At 73.5% G+C, this 22,563-nt stretch carries 21 protein-coding genes, 5 tRNA genes and 1 pseudogene; 8 read left to right on the top strand and 19 right to left on the bottom strand.

Translation table 11 applies throughout. From position 1 onward, the window contains the following. Positions 1-6 precede the first annotated feature (6 nt). Both ACIP60_RS35110 and ACIP60_RS35105 read right to left on the bottom strand, forming a co-directional pair. Positions 7-1,032, bottom strand: a complete 1,026-nt coding sequence (locus tag ACIP60_RS35110) for a 6-phosphofructokinase (protein WP_400692707.1) — start codon at positions 1,030-1,032, stop codon at positions 7-9. A gap of 208 nt (positions 1,033-1,240) precedes the next feature. Beyond that, positions 1,241-2,209: a thiamine-phosphate kinase gene (locus ACIP60_RS35105; RefSeq protein WP_100836226.1), complete on the bottom strand. Its 969-nt coding sequence runs from the start codon at positions 2,207-2,209 to the stop codon at positions 1,241-1,243. Between the two features lie 222 nt (positions 2,210-2,431). On the opposite strand from ACIP60_RS35105, the gene ACIP60_RS35100 reads away from it, so the two are divergent. After that, complete coding sequence (locus tag ACIP60_RS35100; RefSeq protein ID WP_100836227.1) at positions 2,432-2,665, top strand: Lrp/AsnC ligand binding domain-containing protein; 234 nt, start codon at positions 2,432-2,434, stop codon at positions 2,663-2,665. A gap of 19 nt (positions 2,666-2,684) precedes the next feature. Further along, complete coding sequence (locus tag ACIP60_RS35095; RefSeq protein ID WP_400692703.1) at positions 2,685-3,224, top strand: DUF3515 domain-containing protein; 540 nt, start codon at positions 2,685-2,687, stop codon at positions 3,222-3,224. A 175-nt stretch (positions 3,225-3,399) separates the two neighbouring features. On the opposite strand, the gene ACIP60_RS35090 is transcribed toward ACIP60_RS35095, so the two are convergent. The 3 genes from ACIP60_RS35090 to ACIP60_RS35080 are packed head-to-tail and all read right to left on the bottom strand — an operon-like array spanning position 3,400 to position 6,371. Then, the gene (locus tag ACIP60_RS35090; RefSeq protein WP_400692700.1) at positions 3,400-4,542 is read right to left on the bottom strand and encodes a D-alanine--D-alanine ligase family protein; all 1,143 of its coding nucleotides are present in this window, start codon (positions 4,540-4,542) and stop codon (positions 3,400-3,402) included. A 30-nt stretch (positions 4,543-4,572) separates the two neighbouring features. Next, the gene (locus ACIP60_RS35085) at positions 4,573-5,556 is read right to left on the bottom strand and encodes an NAD(P)H-dependent glycerol-3-phosphate dehydrogenase (protein ID WP_400692831.1); all 984 of its coding nucleotides are present in this window, start codon (positions 5,554-5,556) and stop codon (positions 4,573-4,575) included. A 14-nt stretch (positions 5,557-5,570) separates the two neighbouring features. Then, entirely contained in the window at positions 5,571-6,371 is an 801-nt protein-coding gene (locus ACIP60_RS35080; protein ID WP_400692697.1) for a lysophospholipid acyltransferase family protein, read from the bottom strand. Positions 6,372-6,589: 218 nt separating this feature from the next. Here ACIP60_RS35080 and cofC point away from each other — a divergent pair. Continuing rightward, positions 6,590-7,294 (top strand): annotated as a pseudogene (gene cofC / locus ACIP60_RS35075) (2-phospho-L-lactate guanylyltransferase); the annotation flags it as partial. A 258-nt stretch (positions 7,295-7,552) separates the two neighbouring features. Here cofC and ACIP60_RS35070 read toward each other — a convergent pair. Both ACIP60_RS35070 and ACIP60_RS35065 read right to left on the bottom strand, forming a co-directional pair. After that, complete coding sequence (locus tag ACIP60_RS35070) at positions 7,553-7,945, bottom strand: hypothetical protein (RefSeq protein WP_100836233.1); 393 nt, start codon at positions 7,943-7,945, stop codon at positions 7,553-7,555. Continuing rightward, positions 7,942-8,199: a hypothetical protein gene (locus tag ACIP60_RS35065; protein WP_400692694.1), complete on the bottom strand. Its 258-nt coding sequence runs from the start codon at positions 8,197-8,199 to the stop codon at positions 7,942-7,944. The genes ACIP60_RS35070 and ACIP60_RS35065 overlap by 4 nt, the downstream gene beginning before the upstream one ends. Before the next feature lie 140 nt (positions 8,200-8,339). On the opposite strand from ACIP60_RS35065, the gene ACIP60_RS35060 reads away from it, so the two are divergent. After that, positions 8,340-9,080, top strand: coding sequence for a GntR family transcriptional regulator (locus ACIP60_RS35060; RefSeq protein ID WP_400692691.1), 741 nt, complete (start codon positions 8,340-8,342; stop codon positions 9,078-9,080). 238 nt (positions 9,081-9,318) lie between these two features. On the opposite strand, the gene ACIP60_RS35055 is transcribed toward ACIP60_RS35060, so the two are convergent. From ACIP60_RS35055 to leuC, 4 genes are all read right to left on the bottom strand, one after another. Then, positions 9,319-9,999, bottom strand: coding sequence for an HU family DNA-binding protein (locus ACIP60_RS35055; protein WP_100836236.1), 681 nt, complete (start codon positions 9,997-9,999; stop codon positions 9,319-9,321). A 133-nt stretch (positions 10,000-10,132) separates the two neighbouring features. Continuing rightward, positions 10,133-10,423 carry a hypothetical protein gene (locus tag ACIP60_RS35050; RefSeq protein WP_400692688.1) on the bottom strand — a complete coding sequence of 97 codons (291 nt, stop codon included), beginning with the start codon at positions 10,421-10,423 and terminating at the stop codon, positions 10,133-10,135. Positions 10,424-10,557: 134 nt separating this feature from the next. Continuing rightward, positions 10,558-11,154, bottom strand: a complete 597-nt coding sequence (gene leuD, locus ACIP60_RS35045) for a 3-isopropylmalate dehydratase small subunit (RefSeq protein ID WP_400692685.1) — start codon at positions 11,152-11,154, stop codon at positions 10,558-10,560. Between the two features lie 3 nt (positions 11,155-11,157). Next, positions 11,158-12,579, bottom strand: a complete 1,422-nt coding sequence (gene leuC, locus ACIP60_RS35040) for a 3-isopropylmalate dehydratase large subunit (protein WP_400692682.1) — start codon at positions 12,577-12,579, stop codon at positions 11,158-11,160. A gap of 233 nt (positions 12,580-12,812) precedes the next feature. Between leuC and ndgR the strand changes: the two genes are divergently transcribed. Continuing rightward, a complete protein-coding gene (ndgR, locus tag ACIP60_RS35035) occupies positions 12,813-13,526 on the top strand; it encodes an IclR family transcriptional regulator NdgR (protein ID WP_285739826.1) in 714 nt (237 codons plus the stop codon). Positions 13,527-13,710: 184 nt separating this feature from the next. Here the strand turns inward: ndgR and ACIP60_RS35030 are convergent. The 8 genes from ACIP60_RS35030 to ACIP60_RS34995 form a co-directional block, all read right to left on the bottom strand. Next, positions 13,711-13,785 (bottom strand) — tRNA-Gln (locus tag ACIP60_RS35030). Positions 13,786-13,789: 4 nt separating this feature from the next. Then, positions 13,790-13,862, bottom strand: a tRNA-Glu gene (locus ACIP60_RS35025). A 13-nt stretch (positions 13,863-13,875) separates the two neighbouring features. Further along, positions 13,876-13,948, bottom strand: a tRNA-Glu gene (locus ACIP60_RS35020). Positions 13,949-13,982: 34 nt separating this feature from the next. Beyond that, positions 13,983-14,055 (bottom strand) — tRNA-Glu (locus ACIP60_RS35015). Between the two features lie 20 nt (positions 14,056-14,075). Further along, positions 14,076-14,147: transfer RNA gene (locus ACIP60_RS35010), tRNA-Gln, on the bottom strand. Positions 14,148-14,369: 222 nt separating this feature from the next. Further along, complete coding sequence (gltX, locus tag ACIP60_RS35005; RefSeq protein ID WP_400692678.1) at positions 14,370-15,914, bottom strand: glutamate--tRNA ligase; 1,545 nt, start codon at positions 15,912-15,914, stop codon at positions 14,370-14,372. Beyond that, positions 15,911-16,708: a fumarylacetoacetate hydrolase family protein gene (locus ACIP60_RS35000; protein ID WP_400692676.1), complete on the bottom strand. Its 798-nt coding sequence runs from the start codon at positions 16,706-16,708 to the stop codon at positions 15,911-15,913. The genes gltX and ACIP60_RS35000 overlap by 4 nt, the downstream gene beginning before the upstream one ends. A 138-nt stretch (positions 16,709-16,846) precedes the next feature. Further along, entirely contained in the window at positions 16,847-17,038 is a 192-nt protein-coding gene (locus ACIP60_RS34995) for a hypothetical protein (protein ID WP_400692673.1), read from the bottom strand. Positions 17,039-17,571: 533 nt separating this feature from the next. Between ACIP60_RS34995 and ACIP60_RS34990 the strand changes: the two genes are divergently transcribed. From ACIP60_RS34990 to ACIP60_RS34980, 3 genes are all read left to right on the top strand, one after another. Further along, positions 17,572-21,474, top strand: coding sequence for a nitrate- and nitrite sensing domain-containing protein (locus ACIP60_RS34990; RefSeq protein ID WP_400692670.1), 3,903 nt, complete (start codon positions 17,572-17,574; stop codon positions 21,472-21,474). Between the two features lie 10 nt (positions 21,475-21,484). Beyond that, the gene (locus ACIP60_RS34985) at positions 21,485-21,898 is read left to right on the top strand and encodes a roadblock/LC7 domain-containing protein (RefSeq protein WP_100838482.1); all 414 of its coding nucleotides are present in this window, start codon (positions 21,485-21,487) and stop codon (positions 21,896-21,898) included. A 171-nt stretch (positions 21,899-22,069) separates the two neighbouring features. Then, complete coding sequence (locus tag ACIP60_RS34980; protein WP_100836244.1) at positions 22,070-22,516, top strand: DUF742 domain-containing protein; 447 nt, start codon at positions 22,070-22,072, stop codon at positions 22,514-22,516. Positions 22,517-22,563: the final 47 nt, after the last annotated feature.

The raw sequence follows: 22,563 nt of genomic DNA, 5'->3' as shown, positions 1-22,563 counted from the left end.
GGGCGGTCAGAGCACGGCCTCGGACTCGGTCCAGCGGTCCTCGGGGACGGTCTTGAGCTGGACGACCGCGTCGGCGATCGGGGTGAGGTGGATCTCGGTGCCGCGCAGCGCGGTGAAGTGCCCGAAGGCGCCCTTGTGGACGGCTTCGACGGCGTGCCAGCCGAAGCGGGTGGCGAGCACCCGGTCCAGCGCGGTGGGGGTGCCGCCGCGCTGGGTGTGTCCGAGGATGACCGGGCGGGCCTCCTTGCCGAGCAGGTTCTCCAGCTCGACGGCGAGCCTGGTGCCGATGCCGCCGAAGGTCTGGTGGCCGAACTGGTCGACCTGCCCGTGCTCGAAGCGCAGCGTGCCGGGCAGCGGCTGGGCGCCCTCGGCGACGGCGATGATGGCGAACTTCTTGCCGCGCCGGAAGCGCTCCTCGATCATCCGGGCGACGGCCTCGATGTCGAAGGGCTTCTCGGGGATGAGGATGCCGTGGGCGCCGCCGGCCATGCCCGCGGTGAGGGTGATCCAGCCGGTGTGGCGGCCCATGAGTTCGACGACCATGACCCGCTGGTGCGACTCGGCGGTGGTCTTGAGCCGGTCGATGGCCTCGGTGGCGACGTGCACGGCGGTGTCGAAGCCGAAGGTGACGTCGGTGGCGTCGATGTCGTTGTCGATGGTCTTGGGGACGGCGACCACCGGCAGCCCGGCGTCGCTGAACAGCTTGGCGGCGGTCAGGGTGCCCTCGCCGCCGATCGCGATCAGCGCGTCGATGCCGAGGTCGGCGGCGAGCGCGCGGGAGTTCTCGACGGCCCAGCGGATCTTCTCGCGCTGCACCCGGGCGGACCCGAGGATGGTGCCGCCCAGGGTGAGCAGGCCGGTGACGTCCTCGTGCGAGATCGGCCGGGCCCGGCCCTCGATCAGGCCGAGGAAGCCGTCCTCGATGCCGAGGATCTCGTCGCCGTGCACGTCGGTGCCGCGGTGCACGATCGAGCGGATGACCGCGTTCAGGCCGGGGCAGTCGCCGCCGCTGGTGAGAACGCCGATTCGCATGGTGGCTGTGCTCCTGCTCCGGGGGGCGCGCCCCCGCGTCCGTAGGTGGACCGGACCGTCGACGCTGCCGGTCCGCCCGACAGGCGCAACACTACGCGCTCGGGGCCGTACCACCGGGTAGCCACCAGGGGCGGGCCGCCGGCCGGCCGCGGCCCGCCCGCCGCCCGCTCGGTCCGCCCGCCGCCCGCCCGCTGCTACGGCTCGGCTGCTACTGCTCGGCGAAGTGGTCCCAGCCCGCGGTGCGGTCCCAGGGCGCGCCGTCGACGGTGACGGTGCCGCCGCGGCCGGGCCGGGCGGTCCGGACGACCTCCCCGATGACCCGCCAACGGGCGGGCAGCGGCGTGGACTTGGGGAAGGTGGCGACGATCGCGTGGTCCTCGCCGCCGGACAGCACCCACACCAGCGGGTCGACGCCGACGGCCTGCCCGATGTCGGCCATCTGCGCGGGGACGTCGAAGTCGGCGGCGCGCAGGTCGATGTCGACCTCGCTGGCCCGGGCGACGTGGCCGAGGTCGGCGACCAGGCCGTCGGAGACGTCGACCATCGCGGTGGCGCCGAGGTCGCTGGCGGCGGGGCCCGCGTGGTACGGCGGTTCGGGGCGGCGGTGCGCCTCGACGAAGGCGCGCGGGGAGCGGAAGCCGCGCTGCAGCACGGTCAGCCCGGCGGCGGACCAGCCGAGCCAGCCGGTGACCGCGACCACGTCGCCGACCTGGGCGCCGGAGCGCACCACCGGGCGCCGGCCCTGGAGGTCGCCGAGCGCCGTGATGGCCAGGGTGATGGTGTCGCCGCGCACCACGTCGCCGCCGACCACGGTGGCGCCGGCCACCTGGCACTCGTCGCGCAGGCCGTCCATCAGTTCGGTGGCCCAGGTGGTGGGCAGGTCGGCGGGGGCGACCAGGCCGAGCAGCAGCGCGGTCGGGACGGCGCCCATCGCGGCGATGTCGGCGAGGTTCTGCGCGGCGCACTTGCGGCCGACGTCGTACGCGGTGGACCAGTCGCGGCGGAAGTGGCGGCCCTCGATCAGCACGTCGGTGGTGGCCACCACCCGCCCGTCGGGCGCCTTGACCACGGCCGCGTCGTCGCCGGGCCCGAGCTCCACCGCCGGGGTCATCGGCAGCCGCGCGATCAGCTCCCGGATGAGCCCGAACTCGCCGAGTTCGCCCACGGTCCCCTGCATCAGCCCGTCCTCCCGCGTTCCCCGTTGTCCGATTGTCTGCGAACCCCCGTGTGCCGGGCGGTCCCGCCACCGCACGGAGCCGTGCCCGGCGGTCGCCCCGCGCCCGCAGCGTACGCCTTCCGGGCCCTCCGGGGTCTCCCCCGTCCGCGCCGTCGCGCGGTAGCGTGGTGATGATCGGACTGCCGGTCAGCAGGTACCCACCCAGCCGCCTGGAGGTCCCCCGTGGTGCAGGCGTACATCCTGATCCAGACCGAGGTGGGCAAGGCCACCTCGGTGGCCGAGTCGATCGCCGGGATCGGCGGAGTGATCACCGCCGAGGACGTGACCGGCCCGTACGACGTGATCGTCCGGGCCGAGGCGGAGTCGATCGACGAGCTGGGCCGCCTGGTGGTGGCCAACGTGCAGCGGGTGGAGGGCATCACCCGGACGTTGACCTGTCCGGTGGTGCGGCTGTAAGCCCGCTTACCATCGTGCGGTGGCCTCCCGTGATCTGCTGAACCGCCTGCCCGCCCCGGTGCGCTGGCTGGCGCCGCCCGCCGCGCTGCTCGGCTGCACGGCCTGGCTGGCGGTGTCGTGGAGCGGCGACCCGGACGTCGCGCCGCCCGGGCAGGACGCCGGGACCGCCCGGTACTGCGCGGCGCTGGACGCGGCGCTGCCCGCCGAGGTGCTCGGCCACCGGCGCGAGGACCCGTCCCCGGCCTCGCCGTACACCGCGGCCTGGGCCTCGTCCCCGCGCACCGTGCTGACCTGCGGCGCCGACCGGCCGGACCTGCTGAACGACACCGAGCGCAAGGGCCCGTGCGTCGACGAGGTCGGCTGGGGGCTGACCGAGGACGGCGCGGGCGGCTACCGCTTCGCCACCGGGCTGCGCGAGGCGTACGTGGTGGTAGAGGTCCCGGCGGGCGCGTACGGCAACTACGCGGACCCGCTGGGCTCGTTCTCCTCCGCCATCCGGGCGACCGTCCCGCGCATCGACGGGAAGGCCGACTCGGACTGCCTGGACGACGCCTCCTGAGCCGTCCCGGCCCGAGGGCCTGTCTTCAAACCCCCGCCTGCCCCGCAACGCCTGGCACCCACTCCCGCCGCACCGGGCAAAGAGCCGAGTACATCCAGTACGAGGCCCTTCGCCCGGCACGCCGAGAGCACGCACCAGACGCCGCAGGGCTACGACGGGGGTTTGAAGACAGGCCCTAGCGCAGGCCGGTGGAGCGGCGCAGCGCGGCGGACAGCAGGCGGTCGATCAGCTCGGCGTAGGGCACCCCGGTGGCCTCCCACATCTTGGGGTAGGCCGAGATGGGGGTGAAGCCGGGCATCGTGTTGACCTCGTTGACCATCCAGCGGCCGTCGGCCAGCAGGAAGAAGTCGACCCGGGCCAGGCCCTCGCAGCCCAGGCCCTCGAACACCTCGACGGCCTGCCGGCGGATCTCGGCCCGCTCGGCGTCGGTGAGGTCCGCCGGGATGCGCACCTCGGAGGAGTCGATGTACTTGGCCTCGAAGTCGTAGAACTCGAAGTCGCCGTCGACCAGCACCTCGGCGGGCACCGAGGCGCGCGGGCCGTCCTCGAACTCCAGCACGCCGCACTCGATCTCGCGGCCCTCGACGCCCTTCTCCACGATCACCTTCGGGTCGTGGCGGCGGGCCTCCTCGATCGCGGCGTCCAGGCCGGCCAGGTCCTTGACCTTGGTGATGCCGATCGAGGACCCGGCCCGGCAGGGCTTGACGAACAGCGGCAGGCCGAGCCCGGCGATCCGCTCGCGGGCCGCGGCCCGGCCGGCCTCGGACTCCCACTCGCGCGGCTTGACCACGGTGTACTCGCCCGCGTACAGGCCGAGCGACTCGATGATCCGCTTGGTGAACTCCTTGTCCATGCCGACCGCGGAGGCCAGCACGCCGGATCCCACGTACGGGACGCCGGAGAGCTCCAGCAGGCCCTGCAGGGTGCCGTCCTCGCCCCACGGGCCGTGCAGCAGCGGGAGCACCACGTCGACCTCGCCGAGGACCTTCGGCGCGGTGCCGGGCTCGCTCCACACCACCTCCCGGCTGCCGGGGGCGGTGGGCAGCGCCACCTGGCCCTCGGTGGACTCGGCGACCTGGTCGACGTCCGGCATCCGGCCGTCGGTGATGGCCATCCGGGCCGGTTCGTCGCCGACCAGGGCCCAGCGGCCCTCGTGGGTGATGCCGATCGGCAGCACCTCGTACTTGCCGCGGTCGATCGAGCGCAGCACGCTGGCGGCGGTGACCACGGACACGCCGTGTTCGGAGCTGCGGCCGCCGAAGACGATCGCGACACGCGGCTTGGCCGCCTGGTTCGGGGTGGTCTGTTCGATGCTCATATCGGCGTTGAGACTACCGTCCGATTCCGGTCACCGGCGCTCAGGCTTGGCCGAACGGGCCATCAGTCCCTCCAGCACCTCCTGGGTCGGCCGGCCCTTGTGGACCACGTCCACCACGGCCTCGACGATCGGCATGTCGACCCCGTTGCGCCGGGCCAGGTCGAGCACCGACTCGCAGGACTTCACGCCCTCGGCGGTCTGGCTGGTGGCCGCGACGGTCTCGGCCAGCGTCATGCCGCGGCCCAGGTTGGTGCCGAAGGTGTTGTTCCGGGACAGCGGCGAGGAGCAGGTCGCCACCAGGTCGCCCATCCCGGCCAGGCCCGCGAAGGTGTGCGGATCGGCACCGAGCACCAGGCCCAACCGGGTGGTCTCGGCCAGGCCGCGGGTGATCAGGGTGGCCTTGGTGTTGTCGCCCAGGCCCATGCCGTTGGCCATGCCGACCGCCAGGCCGATCACGTTCTTCACCGCGCCGCCCAGCTCGCAGCCCACCACGTCGGTGTTGGTGTACGGGCGGAAGTACGGGGTGTGGCAGGCCTTCTGGAAGCGCTTGGCGACCTCCTCGTCGGCGCAGGCCACCACCGTCGCGGCGGGCTGCCGGTTGGCGATCTCGCCGGCCAGGTTCGGGCCGGAGACCACCACGACCCGCTCCGGGCCGACCCCGGCGACCTCGGCGATCACCTCGCTCATCCGCTTCACGGTGCCCAGCTCGACGCCCTTCATCAGGCTGACCAGCGCGGTCTGCGGCTCGATCAGCGGCGCCCAGAGCGCGAGGTTGTCGCGCAGCGTCTGGGACGGCACCGAGAGCACCGCGAAGTCCGCGCCGGCCAGCGCCGCGGCGGCGTCCGTGGTGGCCCGGACGCCCGCGGGCAGGGTCAGCTCCGGCAGGTAGTCCCGGTTGACGTGGTCCCGGTCGATCGCGTCGACCAGCTCCTGGCGGCGGCCCCACAGGGTCACCTCGCAGCCGGCGTCGGCCAGGATCATCGCGAAGACGGTGCCCCAGGAGCCCGTCCCCATCACCGCGCAGCGGGTCACCGGCCGCCCTCCTCGGCGGCGCGCTCGCGCTTGGCCTGGGCGGCCGCGGCCCGGTCCTTGGCGGCCCGGCGCATGTCGTAGCGCTCCTTCGGGGCCTGCTCGCCGCGGACGTCCTCCAGCACGGCGGTGATCGCGGCCATGATGTCGTCGGTGGCCTCCCGGAGCACCTGGGCGGTCAGCTCCTGCCCCTGGTACCTGCTCAGGTCGACCGCCGGGCCCGCCGCGACCACCACCCGGTGCCGCGGGAACAGCCGGTACTTGCCCCTGCCCTTGCCGTACGGCGGGATGATCTCGTGCGCGCCCCAGTGCGCCACCGGGATCACCGGCGCGCCCGTCATCAGCGCGACCCGGGCCGCGCCGCTCTTGCCGGTCATCGGCCACAGCTCCGGGTCCCGGGTGAGGGTGCCCTCCGGGTAGAACTGGACGCACTGGCCGGCGTTGACCGCGTCGATCGCGGCCCGGAACGCCTCGGCGGCGTCGGTGGACTCCCGGAACACCGGGATCTGGCCGGTCTTGCGCAGCATGAAGCCGATGAACGGCACCGAGAACAGCGAGGACTTGGCGAGGATCCGCGGCGGCCGGCCCGAGTTGTACTGCCAGTGCGCGTAGAACACCGGGTCGATCACCGAATTGTGGTTCACCGCGGCGATGAACCCGGACTCCCGGGGCAGGTGCTCCCAGCCCCGCCAGTCCGCCTTCGCCAGGGCGTTGGTCACCGGCTTCACGAGCACCGCCGCGAAGCGGTACCAGATCCCGTAGTCCGCGTTCCCGAACCTGGCGTTAGAGCGGCGGGCCACCCCAGCTCCTCCTCGTTCGTGCGGCGCCCCGTACTTGCGCCGCGCTCTCTCCTCGCCGGGGCCGGCCAGCGGCTCCGAGGCGCCGACCAGTCTCACCCGCGGGTCGAGTCCGTGTCGAGCAGCCACCGCCGCCACCAGCCGACCGGGCCCCGCCCGCCGCCCCGGGACCGCCCGGAACCGCTGGCCAGGGCTCCCCGGCCGACGCCACAATGGCGCCGATGACAGAGGACACCGTACGCCCCGCCGCCGGACCGGCCGCCCCGGGGCAGCCGCACGCCGACCGGGCCGCGCTGCGGCTCGGCTGGTCCGTGGTCGTCCCGGTCAAGGCGCTCGCCGGGGCGAAGAGCCGGCTGGCCGCGCTCGGCCCGCTGCGGCCCCGGCTCGCCCTCGCCTTCGCCCGCGACACCGTCGCCGCCGCGCTCGCCTGCCCCGCGGTCGGCCGCGTCCTGGTGGTCACCCGGGACCCGCGCGCCGCCGGGGCGCTGCGCGCGCTGGGGGCGGACGTGCTGGACGACGAACCGGAGCCGGGCGGCCTCAACCCCGCGCTCGCGCACGGCACCGCGACCGCCCGGCGGCGCTTCCCGCGCTCCCCCGTCGCCACCCTCTCCGCGGACCTGCCGGCGCTGCGGCCCGCCGAACTCGCCCGGGTCCTCGCCGCGGTGCCCGGCCACGGCCGGGCCTTTCTCGCCGACACCCCCGGCACCGGCACCGTCCTGCTCGCCGGGGCCGACGGCGCACCGCTGCGCCCGGCGTTCGGGCCCGGCTCCCGGGACGCCCACCTGGCCGGCGGCGCCACCGAGCTCCTGCTCCCCGACGCCCCCTCCGTCCGCCGCGACGTCGACACCCCCGCGGACCTGGCCGACGCCCGCCGGCTCGGCCTCGGCCCGGCCACCGCGGCCCTGCTGCGAAGCCCTATGCTGGCTCCCATGCAGGCCACCGCGTTCACCTTCGACCCCGCGACCCGCGCCGGGTCGGTCCTGCTCGACGACGGCACGCCCGTCCCCTTCGACGCCCCCGCCTTCGACGCCGGCGGCCTCCGGCTGCTGCGCCCCGGCCAGCGCGTCCGCATCCGCACCACCGGCGAGGGCACCGGACGGCGCGTGGTCTTCCTCACCCTCCAGACCTTCCCGGACCCCGAGGACGGCTGACCGGCCGTCACCCGCCCGCCGCGGGCCGGGCGGTCAGGCGCTGCGCCGGCGCGGCGCGCCCGGGGCGGGCCGGACGGCCGGGCCGTCCAGCCGCAGCGCGGCGACCTCCGGCGAGTCGAGCAACTTGAGCGGGGCGGGCGCCAGTTGGAGCGGCCCGCGGGCCGCCGGGACGACGCTGATCAGCCTGGTCCGGCCGAGGAGCGCGAAGCTGAGCTGCAACCGGCCGTCCCGCCGCAGGAACGCCTCGGTGCGCTCGACCGCGCCCGGACCGAAGAAGTAGCGGTACGCCTCGAACTGCGTCCAGCCGAGCGGGAGGGCGTGCAGGGTCTGCCAGAGCGAGGAGAGCGCGGGCGCCAGCGAGAAGAAGGAGGTCGGTTCGGTGATCTCCTCGATGCCGACGGTGTAGCCGGGCGGCGCGTTCTTCACGGCGGCTCCTGGGGCGGGTCGAATGGCGGGTCGAGTTCGGCCCAGACGGTGTGGACGCCGGCCCGGTAGCGGTGCCCGTAGCGGTCCGCACCGGCGAGGACGTCGAGGACCGTGAGGTGGTCCCGCGGGTCCGGGTCGCCCTGGAGCTCGGCTTCCACCCGGTAACCGCCGTTGGGCAGCTGGATGATCCTGGCTTCGGCCCCGGTGGCCGCGGCGAGCCCGGATGCAAGGTCGAACACCCTCGTGCTTCGCACGCCACGCCTCTCCCCGAGGTCAGCTGATCACTCATAGTGAATCTAAGGCATTAGATTCCACCTGATGCATTAGGTTGTCAAGCTGAATCACCCGTCCTGCCGCACGTCGGCGGGAATCGCCCTCCGCCGGGAGACGCCAGATGCCCTCACAGGACCCGCCGTACCTCCGCATCGCGGACCACCTGCGCCGCCGGGTGACGGCCGGGGAGTGGGCGGTCGGCGAGCGGCTGCCGTCCCGGGCCCGGCTGGCCGAGAGCTATGGCGTCGGGCCGAACGTGCTCCAGCGGGCCCAGGAGGTGCTCATCGGGGAGGGGCTGCTGGAGGGCCGGACCGGGTCCGGCACCTACGTCCGGGAGCCGGTGGAGCGGCTGGCGATGATGCGGTCGCGGACGGCGGGGGCGTTCCCGGCCTCGCTGGTGCCGGACGGCGGCTGGGAGTCCGAGTCGGCGGCCCGCACGCCCGCCCCGGACGGGGTGGCGCGGCGGCTGCGGATCGAGCCGGGCACGCTGACGGTGCACACCAGGTACGAGTTCCTGCTGGACGGCCGGACCGCCCAACTGGCCGACTCCTGGGAGCCGATGGACCTCACCGGGGACACCCCGGTGCTGCTGCCCGAGTACGGTCCGCTGCACGGCCGCGGCGTGGTGGCCCGGATGGCGTCGCTCGGGGTGCGGGTGGCGCGCACGGTGGAGCGGCTGCGCCCGGCCCGGGCGACCGCGGAGCAGGCGGGCCTGCTGGGGATCACCGCCGGCGACCTGGTGACGCTGGTCGAGCGGACGTACCTGGACGACTCCGGGCGGCCGGTGGAGACCGCGGATCTGGTCATTCCGGATTCCCGCTGGGCGATCTGCTACGAGTTGCCGGTGGAAGTGCCGGAGTAATTCCCGGCCGCGCGCTTTTCCCCGTTCGGCGGGGCGGCCTGACACCGCGTCGCGCCGACGGCCGCTCGGCCCGGCCCGCCCGGCGGGCGCATGCGGAGAGCGACGCATGCGGCGGACGCGATGCGGCGCGGCGGACGCGGAAAAGGCCGCGCCGGTCCGGGCCCGGGGAGGGAACCGGGCCGGGGCCGTCGCGGCCGGTGCCCCGGCGCCGAACGGGCCGGTGCCGGGTGCGGGGCGACTACTTGGCGGTGGACTTGCGCGCGGTGGTCTTCCGCGTGGTGGTCTTCTTCGCCGGAGCGGTCTTCTTGGCGGTGGCGGTGGCCTTCTTGGCCGCCGCCGCGGTGGTGGTCTTCTTGGCGGCGGTGGTGGCCTTCTTGGTCGCCGCGGCGCTGGTCTTCTTGGCCACGGCGGTCTTGGCGGTGGTGGCCTTCTTGACCGCGGTCTTCGCCGGGGCCGCCTTCTTGGCCGTCGCCGTGGTGGCCGTCTTCTTGGCGGCGGTCTTCTTGGTCGCGGCGGTGCCGGCCGCGGCGGCGCGCTTGGTGGCGGCGCGCTTGGCGGCCGGGCTGGCGGCCACGCCGGACTTGCCCGGGGTGAGCGAGCCCTTGGGGGCCTTCTTGACCGACGGGCCGTCCTTCGGCAGCTTCTTGCTGCCGGAGACGAGGTCCTTGAAGCCCTGGCCGGGGCGGAACCGCGGCACCGCGGTCTTCTTGACCTTGACCCGCTCGCCGGTCTGCGGGTTGCGGGCGAAGCGCGCCGAGCGCTCCACCTTCTCGAAGGTGCCGAAACCGGTGACCGAGACGCGGTCACCCGCCACGACGGCACGCACCATGGTGTCGAGCACTGCGTCGACGGCCTCTGCGGCAGCCTTGCGACCGCCCAGCTGCTCGGCCACCGCTTCGACAAGCTGAGCCTTGTTCACGTCTTCCCCTTCGGAAACGGGCGCCGGATGATTCCATCCGTTCTTTTCGCACGTTAGGTATGTATCTGCTGACTTTCAATTACCAAACGCGTGAATCACCCTAGTGTCGCAATGGATTTGCGCATGGAGGTGCTCACCGGGGAGGCATCCGCCCCTCGTCGAGGTCCTGCACAAAGCGACTCAACCGCCGTGCCGCCCCCGGGAGATCGCGCTTCGCGGTCTCGGTGACGATCAGCAGTTGTCGGGTGAGAGCGGTCTTTGCGTCCGTCGACACGTTCAGCGCGTGAACGCGGGCGTGGGCTTGCTTCAACCGCTCGGCCACCAGTGCGTAGAGCAGGGTGACTTCCGAGTCGGCAGCACCGTCCTGACCGTCCCCGGACGCCGGTTCGCCGTCCTGGTACGGGGGTTCGGGACTGTGGTGCATGCAACGATTGTGCCATCTGTGCGGAGTTGCGCTACACCAGGGTCTATTCCCGGCTGACGAACTCCCCTGCGAACAACGAAGACCCGCCCCGGAGGGGGGCGGGTCTTGTTGTCGGAGCGTCAGAAAGCGGTGACTCAGGCGACCGGCTGGGTGCGCGGCTTGAAGGAGGGCCGCTCGGCCTCGAACGCGGCGATGTCGGGCTCGTTCTGCAGGGTGATGCTGATGTCGTCCAGGCCGTTCAGCAGCCGCCAGCGCACGTTGTCGTCCAGCTCGAACGGGGCGGTGACGCCCTCGGCCCGGACCTCGCGGGCCTCCAGGTCGACGGTGATCTCGGCGGTCGGGTCGGCCTCGGTCAGCGCCCAGAGCCGCTCCACCGTCTCCTGCGGCAGGACCACCGTGAGCAGGCCGTTCTTCAGCGAGTTGCCGCGGAAGATGTCGGCGAAGCGGGAGGAGATGACGGCCTGGAAGCCGTAGTTCTGCAGCGCCCAGACGGCGTGCTCGCGGGACGAGCCGGTGCCGAACTCGGGGCCGGTGACCAGGACGGTGGCGCCCTGGCGCTCGGGCAGGTTCAGGACGAAGGACTCGTCCTTGCGCCAGGCCTCGAACAGGCCGTCCTCGAAGCCCGAGCGGGTGACCTTCTTCAGCCAGTGCGCCGGGATGATCTGGTCGGTGTCCACGTTGGAGCGGCGCAGCGGGACGGCCCGGCCGGTGTGGGTGGTGAACTTCTCCATGGCTCAGACCTCCACGGCCACGTTGTCGGACAGGTCCGCGGGTGCGGCCAGACGGCCCACCAGCGCGGTGGCCGCGGCCACCTGGGGGGAGACCAGGTGGGTGCGCCCGCCCTTGCCCTGGCGGCCCTCGAAGTTGCGGTTCGAGGTGGAGGCGCAGCGCTCGCCCGGGGCCAGCTGGTCCGGGTTCATGCCCAGGCACATCGAGCAGCCGGCGTGCCGCCACTCGGCGCCCGCGGCGGTGAAGACCTTGTCCAGGCCCTCCTCGACGGCCTGCAGGGCGACCCGGACGGAGCCCGGGACGACCAGCATCCGGACGCCCTCGGCGATCCGGCGGCCCTCCACGATGGCGGCGGCGGCCCGCAGGTCCTCGATCCGGCCGTTGGTGCAGGAGCCGACGAAGACCGCGTCGACCTTGACCTCGCGCAGCGGGGTGCCGGCCTCCAGGCCCATGTACTTCAGGGCGTTCTCGGCGGCGATCCGCTCCTGCGGGTCCGCGAAGTCGGCCGGGTTCGGCACGTCGGCGCCCAGCGGCGCGCCCTGGCCCGGGTTGGTGCCCCAGGTGACGAACGGGGTCAGCTCGGTGGCGTCGATGAACACCTCGGCGTCGAAGACCGCGTCCTCGTCGGTGGCCAGGGTCTCCCAGTAGGCGACCGCGGCGTCCCAGTCCTCGCCCTGCGGGGCGTGCGGGCGGCCCTGCAGGTAGTCGAAGGTGGTGCGGTCCGGGGCGATCATGCCGGCCCGGGCGCCCGCCTCGATGGACATGTTGCAGACCGTCATCCGGGCCTCCATGGAGAGGCTGCGGATCGCCGAGCCGCGGTACTCCAGGACGTAGCCCTGGCCGCCGCCGGTGCCGATCTTGGTGATCACGGCCAGGATCAGGTCCTTGGCGGTGACGCCCTCGGGCAGCTCGCCCTCGACGGTGATCGCCATGGTCTTGAACGGGGCCAGCGGCAGGGTCTGGGTCGCCAGCACGTGCTCGACCTGGCTGGTGCCGATGCCGAAGGCCAGCGCGCCGAAGGCGCCGTGGGTGGAGGTGTGCGAGTCGCCGCAGACCACGGTCATGCCGGGCTGGGTCAGGCCCAGCTGCGGGCCGACCACGTGCACCACGCCCTGCTCGACGTCGCCCAGCGAGTGGATGCGCACGCCGAACTCCGCGGCGTTCCGGCGCAGCGTCTCCAGCTGGACCCGGGAGACCGGGTCGGCGATCGGCTTGTCGATGTCGAGGGTCGGGGTGTTGTGGTCCTCGGTGGCGATCGTCAGATCGGTCCGGCGCACCGGGCGGCCGGCCAGCCGGAGGCCGTCGAACGCCTGCGGGCTGGTCACCTCGTGCAGCAGGTGCAGGTCGATGTAGAGCAGGTCGGGCTCGCCCTCGGCGCGCCGGACGACGTGGTCGTCCCAGACCTTCTCTGCGAGTGTCCGTCCCATCGGATTCCCTCCAGCCGGCCGCTCTGCCGGCCTTCTCGTGATCGTCGAGGTCTTGTCCCGTGCCGCCCTGTGAGGCTCGCTTGGAGTCGCGACCTGCACGCCGGACCGTCCAGAATGCGGACACCGTGGTGGGGTGCCGCCCTGGGTGTCTCCCGGGCTGCTGACTCCAAGAGTGGCGCTTTTCCCGGAAGATTGAACTTGCGTCTCGCTGATTGAGACTGCAGTATCGAGACATGGACAACACTAGCGGCGTCGGCGTTCTCGACAAGGCCGCTCTGGTGCTCAGCGCACTGGAGTCGGGCCCCGCCACGTTGGCGGGGCTGGTCGCCGCCACCGGTCTGGCACGGCCCACGGCCCACCGGCTCGCCGTCGCACTCGAACACCACCGCCTGGTCACCCGTGACATGCAGGGCCGCTTCATCCTCGGCCCCCGGCTCGCCGAGCTGTCCGCCGCCGCCGGCGAGGACCGGCTGCTGGCCGCCGCCGGCCCGGTGCTGACGCACCTGCGGGACGTGACCGGCGAGAGCGCCCAGCTCTACCGCCGCCAGGGCGAGATGCGGATCTGCGTGGCCGCCGCCGAGCGGCTGTCCGGTCTGCGCGACACCGTGCCGGTGGGCTCGACGCTGCCGATGAAGGCCGGGTCCGCCGCGCAGGTCCTGCTCGCCTGGGAGGAGCCGGAGCGCCTGCACCGCGGCCTCCAGGGCGCCCGCTTCACCGCCACCGCGCTCAGCGGCGTGCGCCGCCGCGGCTGGGCCCAGTCCATCGGCGAGCGCGAGCCCGGCGTCGCCTCGGTCTCCGCCCCCGTCCGCGGCCCGTCCAACCGGGTGGTCGCGGCGGTCTCCGTCTCCGGCCCGATCGAGCGGCTCACCCGCCACCCCGGCCGGATGCACGCCCAGGCCATCATCGAGGCCGCGAACCGCCTCACCGAGGCGCTCCGCCGCACCTGATCCGACTCGGCCCCGCCCCGCCCTCCCGTCCCCCGGCCGGGAGGGCGGTCGCGCGTCCGGGCCGGGCGGGTGCAGGGACGGGGACGCCTGCGGAGACGGCGGGGCGGACGGGGACGGAACCGCGGAGGGGGCGGAAACGCAGAAAAGCCCCGGTTTCCCGGAGCTTGCGCTGTGGAGCTTTTCTTGGCTGGGGTACCAGGACTCGAACCTAGACTAAATGAACCAGAATCACTCGTGCTGCCAATTACACCATACCCCATAAGTACCCCCGACCGGATTCGAACCGGCGCTACCGCCTTGAGAGGGCGGCGTGCTAGGCCACTACACAACGGGGGCCCGAATGAGCGAGTACCCCCGACCGGATTCGAACCGGCGCTACCGCCTTGAGAGGGCGGCGTGCTAGGCCACTACACAACGGGGGCGGGACTCATTCGTTCTGCAATTGTCAAAATTGCGTACCCCCGACCGGATTCGAACCGGCGCTACCGCCTTGAGAGGGCGGCGTGCTAGGCCACTACACAACGGGGGCTTACCTGCAGTGATACTGCGCTGGGGTACCAGGACTCGAACCTAGACTAACTGAACCAGAATCAGTCGTGCTGCCAATTACACCATACCCCACCAGAGTTCAACCCCTCTGCGGGGTCTTCCTCGGTGTCTTGCGCCTCCCTGCCCGGGCGGCGCAGAAAGAACATTACCCGACGCCCCGCCCCGCTCCAAAATCGATAACCGCAGGCAGCGCGCCGGACACCTGCGGGCCAGGTCAGCGACATGGCCCGCAGGTGCCCCGCGGGTGTCCGGCGGGCGGCCCGGGAAGGGCCGGGTGCGGCCCGGGAGGCAGGCTCAGGAGGCCGGCAGGAGCTCCAGGGCGGTGAGCAGTCGGCGCAGCGTCTCCTCGCGGCCGAGCAGTTCCATCGACTCGAACAGCGGCGGGGAGACCCGGCGCCCGGTCACCGCCACCCGCAGCGGGGTGAAGGCGAACTTCGGCTTGATGCCGAGGCCGTCGACCAGGGCGGCGCGCAGCGCGGCCTGGATCGGCTCGGGGGTGAAGTCGGGCAGCGCGGTGAGCGCCTCGACCGCGGCCGCCAGCACCGGGCGGGCGTCGGCGGTGAGGACCTTGGCGGCGTCCTCGGGGTCGACGGCGAAGTCCGCGGGGGCGACGAACAGGAAGCCGGCCATGGTGACGATCTCGGAGAGGACCACCATCCGCTCCTGGGTGAGCGGGGCGACCTTCGCCAGCAGGTCGAGCTGCTCGGCGGTGGGCTCGGCCGGGAGCAGGCCGGGGGCCTGGAGGTAGGGCACCAGGCGCTTGACGAACTCCTCGGGGGCGAGGCGGCGGACGTGCTCGGCGTTGATGTGCTCGGCCTTCTTGAGGTCGAAGCGGGCCGGGTTGCCGTTGACGTCGGCGAGGTCGAAGGCGGCGACCATCTCGTCGATGTCGAAGATGTCGCGGTCCTCGGCGAGCGACCAGCCCAGCAGGGCCAGGTAGTTGAGCAGGCCCTCGGGGAGGAAGCCGCGCTCGCGGTAGAGGTTGAGCGAGGCCTGCGGGTCGCGCTTGGAGAGCTTCTTGTTGCCCTCGCCCATCACGTACGGCAGGTGGCCGAAGCGCGGGGTGGTGCCGTTGCCGACGCCGATGTCGGCCAGGGCGGCGTACAGGGCGATCTGACGGGGCGTCGAGGAGAGCAGGTCCTCGCCGCGCAGGACGTGGGTGATCTCCATCAGGGCGTCGTCGACCGGGTTGACCAGGGTGTACAGCGGGGCGCCGTTGGCCCGGACGATGCCGTAGTCGGGGACGTCCTTCGGGTCGAAGGAGATCGGGCCGCGGACCAGGTCGTCGAAGGCGAGGGTGGTGTCGGGCATCCGGAAGCGCAGGATCGGCTGCCGGCCCTCCTGCTCGTAGACGGCGACCTCGTCGGCGGTCAGGTCGCGGCAGTGGCCGTCGTAGCCGGAGGGCTTGCCGGCGGCGCGGGCGGCCTCGCGGCGGGCGTCGAGCTCCTCGGTGGTGCAGTAGCAGGGGTAGGCGTGGCCGGCCGCGCGCAGGCGCTCGGCGACGTCGGCGTAGACGTCCATCCGCTGCGACTGGCGGTAGGGGGCGTGCGGGCCGCCGACCTCGGGGCCCTCGTTCCAGTCGAAGCCGAGCCAGCGCATCGCGTCGAGCAGCTGCCGGTACGACTCCTCGGAGTCGCGGGCCGCGTCGGTGTCCTCGATCCGGAACACCAGGGTGCCGCCGTTGTGCCGGGCGTAGGCCCAGTTGAACAGGGCGGTGCGGACCAGGCCGACGTGCGGGTTGCCGGTCGGGGAGGGGCAGAAGCGGACCCGGACGCCGGGGTTCTTCCCCGGCGCGGAGCCGCTGATGTCTGCACTAGTCACGCTCGCTGCTTCCTTCATCGCTTGACGACCTTGTTGGAGAGGGTGCCGATGCCTTCGACGGAGACGGCGACCTCGTCGCCGATGTTCAGGGGGCCGACGCCGGCGGGGGTGCCGGTGAGGATGACGTCGCCCGGGAGCAGGGTCATCGCCTCGGAGACGTGCACGATCAGCTCGGCGACCGAGCGGACCATCTGGGAGGTCCGGCCGGCCTGGCGGAGCTCGCCGTTGACGGTGCAGGTGACGGCCAGGTCGGCGGGGTCGAGGTCGGTCTCGATCCACGGGCCGAGCGGGCAGGAGGTGTCGAAGCCCTTGGCGCGGGCCCACTGGCCCTCGCGCTGCTGCACGTCGCGGGCGGTGACGTCGTTGGCGCAGGTGTAGCCGAAGACCACCTCGGGGACGCGCTCGATCGGCACCTCGCGGCACATCCGGCCGATCACCACGGCGAGTTCGGCCTCGTACTGCACGTCCGAGGAGAACGGCGGGTAGGCGACGGACTCGGTGGGGCCGATGACGGCGGTGGAGGGCTTGAAGAAGGTCAGCGGGACGGCCGGGACCTCGTTGCCCAGCTCGGCGGCGTGCGCGGCGTAGTTGCGGCCGACCGCGACGACCTTGCTGGGGAGCATCGGGGCGAGCAGCCGGACGTCCCGCAGGCGGTGGGTCTCACCGGTCGGCTGCGGGGTGCCGAAGGGGTGGCCGGCCAGGGTGTGCACCACCAGCGAGTCGGGTTGTGCGGCGTCCCCCTCGATGATGCCGAAGGAGACCGAGCCCGCCGCGGGGCTCCCTTCACGGACGGAGAACCTGGCGATACGCACAGCCCTGCAACCTCTCGGTTCGTCGGCCGCCCGGACGCTCCCGGACGGTGGCCGGGCCCGCAGTACCGGGCCCGGCTCGTGCCACCAGGTTATCGGCGCGGCGACCGCGCCCGCCGCAGGCGGGGGCCGGGGCGGCGGTCAGCGGACGGTGCGGCGCGGGTTGGCCGTGCTGGCCGGGAGGGTGGCGGCGTAGGCGCGCGGGGTGCGGGGGGCCGCGAAGCCGGGCAGCTCGGAGAAGTCCGCGACGGAGGCCAGGGTGGTGCGGCGCGGGTTGGCCGTGGAGCCGGTGCTCGGGGTGGTGCCGGTGGCCTGCTCGGTCGTGTCGGACATGTGCGTCAGCACCCTTGTTTCGCTCGAACGGACTTTTGCGCTTTTGCGCGGGCCCGCCGCTGGGCAGGCTCAGATCAACCCTGCCAGGTTAGGGAGCCCATTCCACAGCGGCCGTGACCAAAGCTACACATTCGACTGTGATTTTGCTCACAATTGTCGGACCAAAGGGGGCGGAGGTGACGATTCCGGACCAATGCCGGAATGCACCATTAGGGATATCCCGGACATTCCACGCACAAATCGATCTTGACGTTCATTGACCCGCTCGCGTCAAGTGTCCGAAAAGGACCGTATTCCCCGGCCGATGCACCACGGAACGTGAGACGCCGCGCGCGGAGGGTGGCCCAGGACACCGTGTCGTAACGGCCCTTGTTGGACTTCCCCCGCTGTGCTGGAATGCCACGGAAAAACTCGACACCGCCCTATCTCCGCACCGGCGGGGAAGGGCGCCCGGTCCAGAGGTTGCGACGCCAGTGCAGGGACGTTTCAAGAGGGGCAGCGGCGCCGCGGGTGACCCGGAGTCGCGGGAGCCCATGGCCGGCCCCCACCAGGCCGCACCGGCGACGACGGGGCAGGGCGAGCGGCCCTTCGGCGCCCCCGCCGAACCCGCCGCCGACACCGGTGCGCCGGGCGCGAACAGCGCGCCGCACGACCAGGGCGGCGACACGCCTGCCGACAGCAAGAGCCGCCGCGCCAGACTCCGCGGCACGCTGAACCGCCGCCGGGCCACCGGCCTGAGCCGCTTCGCCATGCGCAACTGGCGGATCCGCACCCGCCTGATCGCGCTGCTCTTCCTGCCCGTGATCGTGGCGCTGGTCTTCGGCGGCCTGCGCGTGCAGAGCTCGATGGAGAACTCCCGCGAGCTCTCCCAGATGAGCGACCTGGCCGAGCTGGCCCGGACCGCGACCGACCTCGCCGACGCCCTGCAGACCGAGCGCGACATCGCGGCCGGCCCGGTGGCGCACGGCGGCGACGCGGACACCGACAAGGACATCCAGCAGGCGTACGCCGACAGCACCGCGCTCTCGAAGAAGTTCAACGCGGCCGCCGACAAGTTCGACAACCTCGACCTGGCCGGCTCCAAGACCCTGCTGCTGCAGGTCCGCAAGGACCTCAACTCGCTCCCCCGGGCCCGCAAGGGCGCGTTCAAGGACGCCAACAACATCCAGGCCACGATCACCAACTACAACGTGATCATCAACGACCTGATCGGCGCCGCCCAGGACATCGCGATCACCTCGAACTCCGCCGAGCTGGTCAAGTCCACCCGCACCCTGTACCAGTTCTCGCTGGCCAAGGAGGCCAGCTCGATGCAGCGCGCGCTGATCTCCGCCGCGCTGGCCCAGGACCCGCCGAACTTCTCCGCCTCCGACGAGACCTTCGGCGTCCGCCTGCGGGCCGCCGAGGACAACGCGATGGAGAACTTCACCGCGCTGTACGGCGAGGGCCCGGCCCGCTCGCTGCGCTCCTCGATGAGCTACAACAAGGTGGTCGCCGAGGCCGACCGGTTCGCCCAGGCCGTCCTCAACCCCAACGGCATCAAGCAGACCGACGGCGTCAGCTACCAGCAGTGGTACGAGGAGTCCACGGCCAAGATCAACGCCGAGCGGACCATCGAGAAGAAGCTGCTGGAGGACCTGAACGGCAAGGCCCAGCAGCTCCAGTCCGACGCCGACACCCAGTCGGTCATCAACGCCTCGCTGGTCGGCCTGGTGCTCATCGTCGCCATCGCCGGCGCCGCCCTGGTGGCCCGCTCGATGGTGCGCTCGCTGACCCGTCTGCAGACCTCCGCCGAGGACGTCGCCGAGCGCCGCCTGCCGGAGCTGGTCAAGACCCTCTCCGAGAGCGACCCGCACGACGTCGACGTCACCGTCGAGCCGGTCGGCGTCGACTCCGCCGACGAGATCGGCCACGTGGCGCACGCCTTCGACATGGTGCACCGCGAGGCGGTCCGACTGGCCGCCGAGCAGGCGCTGCTGCGCGGCAACATCAACGCGATGTTCACCAACCTCTCGCGCCGCAGCCAGGGCCTGATCCAGCGCCAGCTGTCGCTGATCTCCGAGCTGGAGAGCCGCGAGGCCGACCCGGACCAGCTGGCCTCGCTGTTCAAGCTCGACCACCTCGCGACCCGCATGCGCCGCAACGGCGAGAACCTCCTCGTCCTCGCGGGCGAGGACCCGGGCCGCCGCTGGACCCGCCCCGTCCCGCTGGTCGACGTGCTGCGCGCCGCGGCCTCCGAGGTGGAGCAGTACGAGCGCGTCGAGCTGGCCTCGGTGCCCACCGCCGAGGTGGCCGGCCGGGTCGTCAACGACCTCGTCCACCTGCTCGCCGAGCTGCTGGAGAACGCCACCTCGTTCTCCTCCCCGCAGACCCGGGTCCGGGTCACCGGCCACGCGCTGCCGGACGGCCGGGTGCTGATCGAGATCCACGACACCGGCATCGGCCTGTCCCCCGACGACCTCGCCGACATCAACGAGCGCCTCGCCAACCCGCCGGTCGTGGACGTCTCCGTCTCCCGCCGGATGGGCCTGTTCGTGGTCGGCCGGCTGTCGCTGCGGCACGGCATCCGGATCCAGCTCCGCCCGTCCGACTCCGGCGGCACCACCGCGCTGGTCATGCTCCCGGTCGACGTCACCAACTCCGCCGAACGGCGCGGCAACCGGCCCGGTGCGGGCGCCGGGGCCGGGCAGGCCGGCGGCAAGCAGCAGCGCGGCCTGGCGCCGACGCCGCGCCAGCAGGGCCGCCCGGCGGGCGACCTGCCCGGCGGGCGCACCCCGCTCGGCCAGTCCGGTCCGCAGGACCCCGCGGGCCGTCCCCAGCTGGGCCAGGGCCCGGCCGGCGGCAGCCCCGACCTGTTCTCCCCCGCCGGTGCGCCCGGCGGCCCGGGTGCGCCGCGGCGCGCGCCGGGCGGGCCCGGCGCGTCCGGCGGCCAGCCGGGCGACGGCGGGTTCGGCCCGGGCGGCGCGTTCGGCACCGGTACGGCCCAGGGCGGCCGCACCGGCGGACTGCCGACCCGTTCGGTCGGCCAGTCGCTGCGCGAGAACCCGGGACCGGGCGGGCCCGGCCCGTCGGCCCCGGCCGGTCCGGGCGCGGGTGCGCCCGCCGGTGGCGGCCTGCCGCCGCGCCGGGTGCCGGGCGCCTCGGGTGCCCCGGGCGTCCAGGGCGGTCCGGGCTTCCCGGGCGGCCCCGGCGGCGGTCTGCCGCCGCGGCGTCCGCAGCCGGGCCGACCGGGTCAGCCGGGCCAGCCCGGTCAGCCGCCGGTGGGCGGTCCGCAGGGCCAGCGCCGTCCGCAGGGCCCGCAGGGCGGCCCGCAGCAGGGCCAGCAGCGTCCGGGCGGCGAGCCGGCCCAGCACCACGGGCGGGCCGAGCAGCCGCAGCGCCGTCCGCTGCCGCCGCAGCAGCCGGCCGCGCCGCTGGAGGCCGCTCCGACCGAGCAGTCCGGCGGGTTCGCCCGGCCGCGGTTCGAGGCGTCCGACATCGACCCGCGCGATCCGCTGGGCCTCGGCCTGGTGGAGCCGGTGCTGCCGGACCCGGTGGGCCAGGGCGTCCCGCCGCGGCCGCCGCAGTCCCAGCAGCAGCCGCAGCAGCCGCAGTTCGCGGAGCGTCCGCAGCCGATGGCGCTGCCGACCGCCGGCGACCGGCCGTCCGGGCCGGGGGCGCAGGCCGCTCCGGCACCGGGCCGCGAGCAGCTCCGACCGCGTCCGTCGTACCAGCCGCAGCGCCCCGGCACCTCCGCGCCGGGCTTCGTCGAGCAGGGGCCGCAGGCCGAGCGGCAGCGTCCGCAGGGCGAGCCGGTCGAGCGGCAGCGTCCGCAGGCGCCGGGCCCGCAGTCCCAGGGCCTGCCGCAGCGTCCGGCCGCGCCGCAGCGCCCGACCGGTCCGCAGGGCCAGCCGGGCCAGCCGTTCCAGGGCGGCCAGCCGTTCCAGGGTGGTCAGCCGGGGCAGGGCCGACCGCAGCAGCCGCAACCGCAGCAGCAGCGCCCGGCGGCGCCGTTCGGCGCTGCTCCGGCGGGCGGCCCCGCGCTGGAGCCGCAGGGCGACCCGGACGCGCCGTGGCGCTCGTCGGCGAACGACGAGCGCTGGCGCCGGGCCGAGCAGATGCGCGAGCCGCAGACCGACGGCCTGACCACCTCGGGGCTGCCGCGCCGCACCCCGCAGGCCAACCTGGTCTCCGGCAGCGCCGAGGCCAGCCCGCTGACCGGTCCCCAGGTCTCGCGCAGCCCCGAGGAGGTGCGCGGCCGGCTGACCAACCTGCGCCGCGGCATCCAGCAGGGCCGCCAGGCCGGGACGCAGCAGCCGGGCTTCGGCGGTCCCGCGTCGCAGCAGCGGCCGGGCTTCGACTTCGGCGGGACGTCCGAGGGCTACCGGGGAGCCCGTGGCGGGCGGTCCGACGTCGATGGCAACAACGGCTTCGGCCCCGAGCACCAGGAGCGTTGAGTTGATCCAGATGAGCCAGGCCGCACAGAACCTGAACTGGCTGATCACCAATTTCGTGGACAACACCCCCGGGGTGTCCCACACCGTGGTGGTCTCCGCCGACGGTCTGCTGCTGTGCATGTCCGAGGGCTTCCCCCGGGACCGCGCCGACCAGCTGGCCGCCGTCGCCTCCGGACTGACCTCGCTGACCTCCGGCGCCAGCCGCATCTTCGAGGGCGGCGAGGTCAACCAGACCGTCGTGGAGATGGAGCGCGGGTTCCTGTTCCTGATGGCGATCAGCGACGGTTCCTCGCTCGCGGTGCTCGCCTCGCCGGACTCCGACATCGGTCTCGTCGGCTACGAGATGGCCCTGCTGGTCGACCGGGCCGGCGCGGTGCTCACGCCGGCCCTGCGGGCGGAGCTCCAGGGCAGCCTGCTGCACTGACCGGTCCCACCCGATCCACGACTCCTTCGCACCACCCTCACCGCGCCGGACCCGACCCGACCCCGGGTCCGGCGCTCCCACCCCAGGTCCTCGCCGCACGGTGGCTGACAGCCCGTCAGTCAACGGCCCCCGCGGGCTCCGGCCGCGACGACTGCAGCACAAGGAGGACGCATGACCCCGCCCCCGACACCCGCCGGCGCGTACGGCAACGGGTACGGAAACGGCTACGGCGGCCAGCAGGCCGGCGGGTACGGCGGCCAGCAGTCGGACGGCTACGAGCAGCAGCCGCTGGTCCGCCCGTACGCCATGACCGGTGGACGCACCCGCCCCCGCTACCAGCTGGCCATCGAGGCGCTGATCTCGACCACCGCCACCACCGCTCCGGGCGGGCTGCTCCCCGAGCACGCCCGCATCGTGTCGCTGTGCCGCGAGGTCAAGTCGGTCGCCGAGATCTCCGCGCTGGCAGGTGTCCCGCTCGGGGTCGCCCGCATCCTCGTCGCAGACCTGGCGGAAGCCGGTCTGGTCGCCATCCACCAGCCCGCCGCCGCGGGCGAGTCGGGCGGTACGCCTGACGTCACGCTGCTCGAAAGGGTCCTCAGTGGACTTCGCAAGCTCTAACGCGGCCGCCGCCCCCAGCCGCGCCACCACCTCCGCCAAGATCGTCG

Source organism: Kitasatospora sp. NPDC088783, assembly GCF_044750705.1.
GTDB classification, from domain to species: domain Bacteria; phylum Actinomycetota; class Actinomycetes; order Streptomycetales; family Streptomycetaceae; genus Kitasatospora; species Kitasatospora fiedleri.
This window is presented reverse-complemented; position numbering and strand designations above follow the sequence as displayed.